Here is an 8,970-nt window from a genome sequence, read left to right as displayed (position 1 = left end):
TGGGACGGCTCCTCCCGGTGTCCTTTTCGGGCGCCGTTCCCGGGCCGGACAGAGTTCCCTGCCGGGCACGTTCTCACTCTGCCAAAAACGCAGCAGTACTAAGGCTGCAAAATACGCAGCCTAAGGACTGGCGTTTTTAGAAGGCCCTTGCAGGGAATCTCTGTCCGGTCCGGGAACGGCGCCCGAAAAGGACACCGGGAGGAGCCGTCCCATAGAGCCCGCAGGAAACAGGACTGCCGGGGCTTGCCGACGCCCGGGCGAAGGGAAAACGAACTGGGGGTAGGTAATGAAAGGGAAAAAAGAAAAGAGATTTAAGAGAAAGGAAGGTTGTTATGGAGGTTTATGTGGGAGGCAGGGCGCAGGGGAAGCTTGATTATGTGAGGGGGAGGTATCCGGAGAAGGGGAGGATTGTTTTTGGGGAGAGTGCCGGGGTGGAGGATTGTCTGGGGGCGGAAATTATTGAGCATTTTCATTTGTTTGTGAAGGGGTTCGGGGGGAATAGTGAAAAGGCTTTTGAGGCGGTGGGACGGATTTTGGAGGGGAATCCGCAGGTGATTATTTTGTGCGATGAGATTGGATGCGGGATTGTTCCGATGGAGAAGGAGGAGAGGGAGTACAGGGAGCTGGTGGGACGGATTATGGGGATGGTGGTCAGCCGGGCGGAACGGGTGGAGCGGCTGGTCTGTGGGATTCCTCAGGTGTTGAAGGGGGATGGGAAGGCAGAGGGCTGAGCGAGAGAAGTTAAGGCTGTGAGGAGGAGATTTATGAGCTGGCGGTTGTTTTTAATTCGGCATGGGATGACGGAGGGGAACCGGGAGAAGCGGTATATTGGGAAGACGGATGAGGGTTTGTGTGATGAGGGGCGGAGGATACTGGAGAGGCGGAAGGCTGCGGGGGAGTATCCGGAGGCGGATTTGGTGTTTGTCAGTCCTATGAGGCGGTGTCTGGAAACGGCGGAGGTGCTGTATCCGGGGCAGGAGCCGGTGGTGGTAGAGGAGTTCAGGGAGTGTGATTTCGGGTTGTTTGAGGGGAAAAATTATCGGGAATTGACGGGGAATGTCCATTATCAGGCGTGGATTGACAGCGGGGGGACGCTGCCTTTTCCAGAAGGGGAAAGCCGGGGGGCTTTTCAGGACAGATGCTGCGCGGGGCTTGTGCGGATGGCGGGGATCTGCGCGGAATGGGAAAGGGCGGAAGAGAAGAAAGGGACGGGAAGAAGGGAACTGAGGGCGGCCTGTGTTGTTCATGGAGGGACGATAATGGCGCTGTTGGAACGGTTTGGCACTGAGGGCGGCGATTATTATTCTTATCAGTGCGGCAGCGGACAGGGGTATCGCTGTGTGGCCGGGGGCAGTCCGGAGGAGATTGGAAAAGGAGAGATTGAACTTTCATGTATACATCCATTAGTATTTTCGCAGGATTTATCTTAGATTTGTTTTTGGGGGATCCTTATTGGATGCCTCATCCTGTCAGGGCCATGGGGAAGGGAATACAGGTGCTGGAAAAGAAGCTGCGCCGTCCTGACGGGACGCCGGCAGCCCAGATGAGGGCGGGGGCATTGCTGGTGTGTATGATTGTGGCTGTTTCGATCCTGATTCCTGTTTTGCTGTTATGGCTGGCTTATAGGCTGCATCCGGCGGCGGGACTTGTGCTGGAGTCTTTTATGTGTTATCAGATTATGGCGACGAAATGTCTGAAGGTGGAAAGCATGAAGGTATGCCGGGCTCTTCGGGATGGAGATGTGGAAAAAGCGAGGGAGGCGGTTTCCATGATCGTGGGAAGGGATACGGCGGTGCTGTCGGCGGAGGGGATAACCAAAGCGGCGGTGGAGACTGTGGCGGAAAATACTTCGGACGGAAGCATTGCCCCTCTGTTCTTCATGCTTCTGGGGGGCCCTGCGGCGGGATTTGCCTATAAGGCGGTGAATACCATGGATTCCATGCTGGGATATAAAAATGAAAAGTATTTGTATTTCGGAAGGCCTGCCGCAAGGCTGGATGATGTGGTGAATTTTATTCCGTCCCGTCTGGCGGCCCTTCTTATGATAGCTGCGGCCTGGCTGTGCGGAATGGATGGAAAAGGCGCTTCCCGTATCTGGCGCAGAGATCGGTTCAAGCACGCAAGCCCCAATTCGGCGCAGACGGAATCGGTGTGCGCAGGGGCTCTGGGGGTTGCGCTTGCCGGAGATGCCGTATATTTTGGCAAGGTAGTGAAAAAGCCGTTTATCGGGGATGGAAAACGGCCGGTGGAACCGGAGGATATTGCCAGGGCAAACCGGCTTTTATATGTTTCCGCATCTCTTTTATGTGCGGCGGGACTGCTGATACGGTGTGTGCTTCCATTGGTATTTTAACTAAAAAAACGGATAAGGCAGGACGGGAGAAGAAAAATGGATTTTTTTGAACACGGAGGCAGAAACGGGAAAAATATCAGATATGATTTTTCCGCGAATATAAATCCGCTGGGGCTGCCGGAGGGGGTATCGGAGGCGCTCCGGGAAAGTCTGTGCCAGGCGGTGAGGTATCCGGAAGCGGAAAGCCTGTCCCTTCGGGAGGCGATTGCCGGAGAATGGGGGACGGATGCCGGAGGCGTGGTGTGTACAAACGGAGCCTCCGAATTGATTTATGCGGCGGTACGAGCTTTGAGGCCGGCGGCAGGCCTGCTTCTTTCCCCCACTTTTTCTGAATATGAAAGAGCGTTTCTGTCTGTGGGATGTCCGGTCAGGTATTATCCTCTGAAGCGGGAAAACGGATTCGCCTTGGATGAGGATTTCCTGGATTTCCTGGAAAAACAGGAAACGGGAAGCCTGCTGTTTCTCTGCAATCCCAATAATCCCACAGGAAGCTGTGTGGAACCTTCTCTGATGGAGCGGATTTTGAGGCTGACGGCGCGCAGGGGGCTCTGGCTGGCTGTGGATGAGGCCTTCCTCGCTTTTTCCGGAGAATATGGACGGCGGAGCATGAGAAGGTATTATAAGGAATATGAGAATCTTCTGGTGCTGAATGCGTTTACCAAGCTGTATGCCATGCCGGGGCTGCGGCTGGGGTATGGGGTATGCGAAAGCCGGGAGGTGATCCGGCGTCTCCTGATCCAGCTTCCGGCATGGAATGTTTCGGTTCCGGCGCAGGCGGCGGGACTGGCGGCGCTGAAGGAAAAAGAGTATGTGGAAAAAACGGCGGTATATGTCGCTGAGGAACGGGAATTCCTTGTGGCAGGGCTTAAAAAGGCGCCCGGCCTGATCCGGCGGATATATCCGTCTATGGCTAATTATATTTTTCTGGAGGCTCTGCCCGGTCTGGACAGGCTTCTTGCAGACAGGGGAATCGCTGTGCGCAGCTGTGAGAATTACAGGCAGCTGCGGGCGGGGGATTACAGAATTGCGGTCCGCAGCAGAAGGGAAAACGAAGCGCTTCTGCAGGCTATTTACGAGGAGGAGGCAGCATGGCAAAAAATCTGATGATTCAGGGGACGATGTCCAATGCGGGGAAAAGCATACTGACGGCGGGGATCCTGCGGGTGCTTAAGCAGGACGGCTATCGTGTGGCCCCGTTTAAATCCCAGAATATGGCGTTGAATTCCTATATTACCAGGGAAGGCCTGGAGATGGGACGGGCACAGGTAATGCAGGCGGAGGCGGCGGGGATTGAACCGAATGTCTGGATGAATCCCATTCTGCTGAAGCCAAACAGCGACATGGGATCCCAGGTAATTGTAAACGGTGAAGTGTTCGGAAACCGGGAAGCGCGGGATTACTTCCGGATGAAAAAAAGCCTGATTCCTTCTATTATGAAGGCTTATGGGGAGCTTGACAGCCGGTATGACATTATCGTCATCGAGGGGGCGGGAAGCCCTGCGGAAATCAATCTGAAGGAAAACGATATTGTCAACATGGGTCTTGCGGCTCTTGTGGACGCACCGGTACTTTTGGTGGGAGATATTGACAGGGGCGGTGTGTTTGCCCAGCTGCTGGGAACCATCTGGCTGCTGGAGGAGGACGAACGGGCCAGGGTAAAAGGGCTTGTGATCAATAAATTCCGCGGGGATAAATCCATCCTGGATCCGGGACTGAAGCAGCTGTATGACAAGTGCGGTATTCCGGTTACGGGAGTCATCCCTTATGTCAGGCTGGATATTGATGAAGAGGACAGCCTGTCGGAGAAGCTGGAACAGCGCACGGCGGCAGGAGGGATTGATGCAGCGGTCATCCGCGTTCCCCATATCTCTAATTTCACGGATTTCGGCATGCTGGAAGGCTGTGAAGGAGTTTCCGTCCGGTATGTAAAGTCGGCGGGGGAGTTGGGGAAGCCGGATTTGCTTTTGCTCCCCGGAAGCAAAAATACGATGGCGGATCTGCTCTGGATGCGGGAGAATGGCCTGGAAGCGGGAATCCAGAGGCTTGCCGGAGAAGGCTGCCGGATTATGGGAATCTGCGGGGGCTACCAGATGCTGGGAAGCCTTCTGGAGGATCCGGAAGGCGTGGAGCATGGAGGAAGCCTTGCAGGCATAGGCCTGCTGCCGGTGGTGACCCGGTTCAGGGGGAAGAAGCACCGTACCAGAGTGGAAGGAAACGTAGGGAAGCTTTCCGGCGTTTTTGAACAGATGAGCGGGACCAGGGCGGAAGGCTATGAAATCCATATGGGTGAATCCACGGCAGGCGAAGGCTGCAGCTGTTTTGCAGACGTGACGGACTGCGTGACCGGGCAGCAGTATGCAGACGGGTGTGTAAAGGGGAATGTATGCGGAACCTATATCCACGGAATATTGGATTCCCCGGAACTGCTGAAAGGGCTGCTGGAACCCCTGTACCGGGAAAAAGGAATACAGCCCGGAGTATACAGGGATTTACAGGCTTATAAACAAGAGCAGTATGACCGGCTGGCGGATGTGATACGGATGCATCTTGACATGGAGGCGGTGTACAGGATAATAGGACTGGATTAAAACGGAATTCCTGAAAGGCAGCAGGAAAACAGAAAGGACGATACATATGAAACTGGAAGAATATGCTCCCGGAGAAATCGAGAAAAGGAGCTTTGCCATTATAGAGGAAGAACTGGGGCGGGAGCTGGACCCGGTACAGAAGCCTATTATAAAAAGAGTGATCCATACCACCGCGGATTTCAGCTATGCGGATACCCTTTTTTTCTCGGAAGGAGCGGTGGAGGAAGGGCTCAATGCTCTTCGCAGCGGTGTTTCCATCGTAACGGATACCAATATGGGAAAAGCGGGAATCAACAAGAAAAAGCTGGGACAGCTGGGCGGAAGCGTCCATTGCTTTATGGCGGATGAGGATGTGGCGGAGAAAGCATCCCGCCTGGGAATAACAAGAGCGGCCGTGAGCATGGAAAAAGCGGCAGAAATGCAGGAGGATTTTATTTTTGCCATCGGGAACGCACCTACAGCCCTTATCCGCCTGTATGAACTGATAAAGGAAGGAAGAATCCATCCCCGCCTCATTATCGGGGTTCCGGTGGGATTTGTGAACGTGGTGGAGGCCAAAGAACTGATTCTTACGGCAGGCGTGCCTGTGATAGTAGCAAGAGGCCGCAAAGGAGGAAGCAATGTGGCTGCAGCCATATGCAACGCCCTGCTTTACCAGCTGTAGAAAAAAGTTGACATGCAATTATTACGGTTGTAGGATGGAAAAAGGCCAGGAAGACAGAGTCACTGCTGTCTTCCTTTGTTGCATGTAAGGGAGGTTTTTCGTTATGAGGACAAAAAGAAGACGCAGAAGAAGCAGGAGACAGAGAATCAGAACAAGGAAGCTTCTTATTTCAGGAACAGCAGTACTGGTGATAGCCGGGCTGGTGTTCGGCGGTTTCATGCTTCTGAAAAATATTCTGCCGGCTGCAGGGGAGAAGACGGAAGAGCCCAAAACCCCGGAAGAGCTGCTCTGCTATTATATGGCGGAGATTGAGCAGGATAAGTATGAAGAAATGTATGACATGCTGGAGCCTCAGAGCCAGGAATCCATCTCCCGCGAGGCATTTGCAGAGCGGAACCGAAATATCTATCAGGGAATAGACGCGGCGGAAATCCGTGTGGAGGTTACCCAGGTCCAGGAGAGTGGCAGCCAGGCGGCGACCGTTTTCTACGATACCAGTATGAATACGTCCGCCGGAGAAATCTCTTTTTCCAATAAGGTTGTTTTCCTTAAAAACCAGCTGGAAAAAGGGGAGGAAGGCTATCCTTATCTGCTTGTCTGGGATGACAGCCTGATTTTTCCTGAACTCACAGCAACGGATAAAGTCAAGGTCACACGGGATGACGCGGCGCGGGGAGAAATCGTGGATCGCAGCGGCAGGATGCTGGCCGGAAAAGGCGTTGGCTCTTCCGTCGGGCTTGTACCCGGGAAGATGGAAAAGAATGAGGAATCCGACGATATATTTGGTGAAGAAACAGTTACGGATGAAGAACCGGCAGGAAACGAAGAGACACCGGTAAATGAAGAAACAGCAGCAAATGAATCCTCAGACGTAAATGAAGAAACCAGCTCCGAAGGTATCGAAGCAAGTACCGAAACAAATACGGAAACAGAGCCGGAAAAAATTTCGTCACCCTCTGTAGTGCGTCTGGCAGAGCTTTTGGAGGTATCTCCGGAAAGCATTGAAAAGAAGCTGTCAGCCAAATGGGTAAAGGATGACTCCTTTGTCCCCATAAAAACGATACAAAAGCTGACCGATCAGGAGCTTATGTCGGATAATCCGGGAGAAGAAGTACAGAAGAAAAAAGAACTTCAGGAAGCTTTGTTAGCCATTCCGGGAGTCCTGATAACCGATGTGGAAATCAGAGACTATCCCTTAGGCAAAGCCGCTTCCCATCTGACCGGTTATATCCAGCAGGTAACAGCGGAAGATTTGGAAAAACATCCGGGAGAGGGATACCGCGCCAACAGTGTCATCGGAAGAAGCGGCATGGAGTTGCTCTATGAAAAAGAACTGAAAGGGCAGGATGGATGCGAGATTGCCATTCTGAATGATGCGGGACAAAAGAAAAGCGTTCTGGCACAAATCCCGAAAAGGGACGGCCAGACCATACAGCTTACGATCGATGCGGGGCTCCAGAAAGAACTATATGACACTTATGCAGAGGATAAAAGCTGCTCCGTAGCCATGGATCCCTTCACGGGGGAAGTATTGGCCCTGGTGAGCACACCCTCATTCGACAGCCGCGACTTTATATATGGAATGTCCCAGACACTTTGGGACAGCCTGAATGAAGACGAAAGAAAGCCTCTTTATAACAGATTTCGGCAGAAGCTGTGTCCCGGTTCCTCCTTTAAGCCTGTAATAGCAGCGATAGGCCTTGAAACAGGAGCGATCGATCCGGACATGGATTACGGAAACGAGGGACTTCAGTGGCAGAAGGATGCCAGCTGGGGAAAGTATTACGTCACCACCCTTCACGCATACGATCCCGTTATTCTGGAAAATGCCCTGATTTATTCCGACAATATTTATTTCGCCAAAGCCGCCCTCCGTATCGGCAGCGATAAACTGACAGACGGACTGGATAAGCTGGGCTTCGGGGAACCGATTCCCTTTGAAATATCCATGGCCCAGTCCCAATATTCAAACAGTGAAGGGATTGATTCGGAAATTCAGCTCGCGGACAGCGGCTACGGACAGGGAGAAGTTCTGGTAAATCCCCTGCACCTGGCAGCGCTTTATACAGGCTTTGCCAACAACGGAAATGTCATCAGCCCCTACCTGCTCTATAAAGGAAACCCGGAACCGAAAATATGGCTGGAACAGGCATACACACCGGAAACAGCGCAGCTGATAGAAAAAGGATTGATGCAGGTTATCAGCTCCCCCCACGGGACAGGCTACGGCGCAAGACGTGAAGACATTTCACTGGCAGGCAAGACCGGAACCGCGGAAATCAAGCTCTCCAAAGATGACACAAGCGGTACCGAGCTCGGCTGGTTCTGCATATTTACCACCCAAAAAGATACAAAATCCCCCATCCTCCTGCTCACAATGACAGAAGACGTAAAAGGAAGAGGCGGAAGCGGTTACGTAGTCGACAGATCAAAATCCGTCCTGAATTACTATTTCAGCCGCGATTAAGCACTCAGATCCAGAAAAACAGGCATATGGTTTACAGCCGGCAGAAATTTTTCCAGAACATCCCTTGTGGAAATACGTATGCTGGAAGTATTAATACAAGGATGACACCCCATATAAGGCTCCTGCAGCAGCTCCCGATCCATAAGAAGCTTCACCCGCTGCGCAGAATCATTCATCAGCCCAAGCACAGTCACAGAACCCGGCGTAAGATCAAGAAGCTCCTCCAGCTTTTCCTCAGGAGCAAAAGAAAGCCGGGAAACACCAAGCTGAGAAGACACCTCCCTGGTATGAAACTTCTTTTCTCCCGGCATTAACAACAGATAAAAATCCGTTTTCCCCGAATTACATAAAAAAAGATTTTTACAAATATGGATCTGAAGACGTTTATCCACATCCCTGCACGCCTCAATAGTAGGCATAGCCTCATGATCCAGCCGCAGATAAGAAATTGCCAGCCGATCCAAAAGATCATACGTCCTAATCTCCTTCTCCAGCCGCCCCTCCCCCAGCTTAGGCCTCCCTTCATAAACCGGAGCCTTTAATATATCACTCATAAGCCCTCCTCTGATATAAAAATGAACAAATATATACATATTTTTTCTCGTGTAATCTTAGAATATTGACATAAAGATGTCAAGCATAAATCCGCTTTTAAAGTGGCTGAATCCGAATAACTTTGCAGGTAACTGTACCCGTGAGCCCTGTGCCGTCTTGCCTGTCCCTCCGGCCTTTCTCAGGCAGCCTGCCGCTCAGCAAGGATTCCTGTAAGGGCCGTATAAATACGCCGGTCCTTAGGTTGCGTCCTGTGCAACCTTAGTACCGCTGCGTATTTATCCGAGCGAGAGCGTGCCCGCACAGGAACCTTGCTGAGCGGCAGGCTGCCTGAGAAAGGCCGGAG

8 protein-coding genes are annotated in these 8,970 nt (G+C 52.3%); 7 read left to right on the top strand and 1 reads right to left on the bottom strand.

From position 1 onward, the window contains the following. Window positions 1-332: 332 nt before the first annotated feature. The 7 genes from BLA28_RS26375 to BLA28_RS26345 all read left to right on the top strand — a co-directional run bounded on the left by BLA28_RS26375 (window position 333) and on the right by BLA28_RS26345 (window position 8,072). Window positions 333-731: a bifunctional adenosylcobinamide kinase/adenosylcobinamide-phosphate guanylyltransferase gene (locus BLA28_RS26375; RefSeq protein WP_069157196.1), complete on the top strand. Its 399-nt coding sequence runs from the start codon at window positions 333-335 to the stop codon at window positions 729-731. 33 nt (window positions 732-764) lie between these two features. Next, on the top strand, window positions 765-1,430 hold the full coding sequence (locus tag BLA28_RS26370) for a histidine phosphatase family protein (RefSeq protein ID WP_069157388.1): 666 nt from the start codon (window positions 765-767) through the stop codon (window positions 1,428-1,430). After that, on the top strand, window positions 1,391-2,353 hold the full coding sequence (gene cbiB / locus BLA28_RS26365; protein ID WP_069157197.1) for an adenosylcobinamide-phosphate synthase CbiB: 963 nt from the start codon (window positions 1,391-1,393) through the stop codon (window positions 2,351-2,353). The genes BLA28_RS26370 and cbiB overlap by 40 nt, the downstream gene beginning before the upstream one ends. Window positions 2,354-2,389: 36 nt before the next feature. Beyond that, window positions 2,390-3,457, top strand: coding sequence for a pyridoxal phosphate-dependent aminotransferase (locus tag BLA28_RS26360; protein ID WP_069157198.1), 1,068 nt, complete (start codon window positions 2,390-2,392; stop codon window positions 3,455-3,457). Continuing rightward, entirely contained in the window at window positions 3,442-4,941 is a 1,500-nt protein-coding gene (locus tag BLA28_RS26355) for a cobyric acid synthase (protein ID WP_069157199.1), read from the top strand. Before BLA28_RS26360 ends, BLA28_RS26355 begins: the two co-directional genes overlap by 16 nt. Before the next feature lie 46 nt (window positions 4,942-4,987). Then, entirely contained in the window at window positions 4,988-5,605 is a 618-nt protein-coding gene (locus BLA28_RS26350; RefSeq protein WP_009253270.1) for a precorrin-8X methylmutase, read from the top strand. Between the two features lie 103 nt (window positions 5,606-5,708). Then, on the top strand, window positions 5,709-8,072 hold the full coding sequence (locus BLA28_RS26345; protein ID WP_069157200.1) for a penicillin-binding transpeptidase domain-containing protein: 2,364 nt from the start codon (window positions 5,709-5,711) through the stop codon (window positions 8,070-8,072). Here BLA28_RS26345 and BLA28_RS26340 read toward each other — a convergent pair. Next, window positions 8,069-8,626: a prolyl-tRNA synthetase associated domain-containing protein gene (locus BLA28_RS26340; protein ID WP_069157201.1), complete on the bottom strand. Its 558-nt coding sequence runs from the start codon at window positions 8,624-8,626 to the stop codon at window positions 8,069-8,071. The genes BLA28_RS26345 and BLA28_RS26340 overlap by 4 nt on opposite strands. Window positions 8,627-8,970: the final 344 nt, after the last annotated feature.

This window comes from Eisenbergiella tayi, from assembly GCF_001881565.1.
GTDB lineage: Bacteria > Bacillota > Clostridia > Lachnospirales > Lachnospiraceae > Eisenbergiella > Eisenbergiella tayi.
The sequence above is the reverse complement of the archived record's forward strand: the minus strand, read 5'-3'. Positions and strand labels throughout refer to the sequence as shown.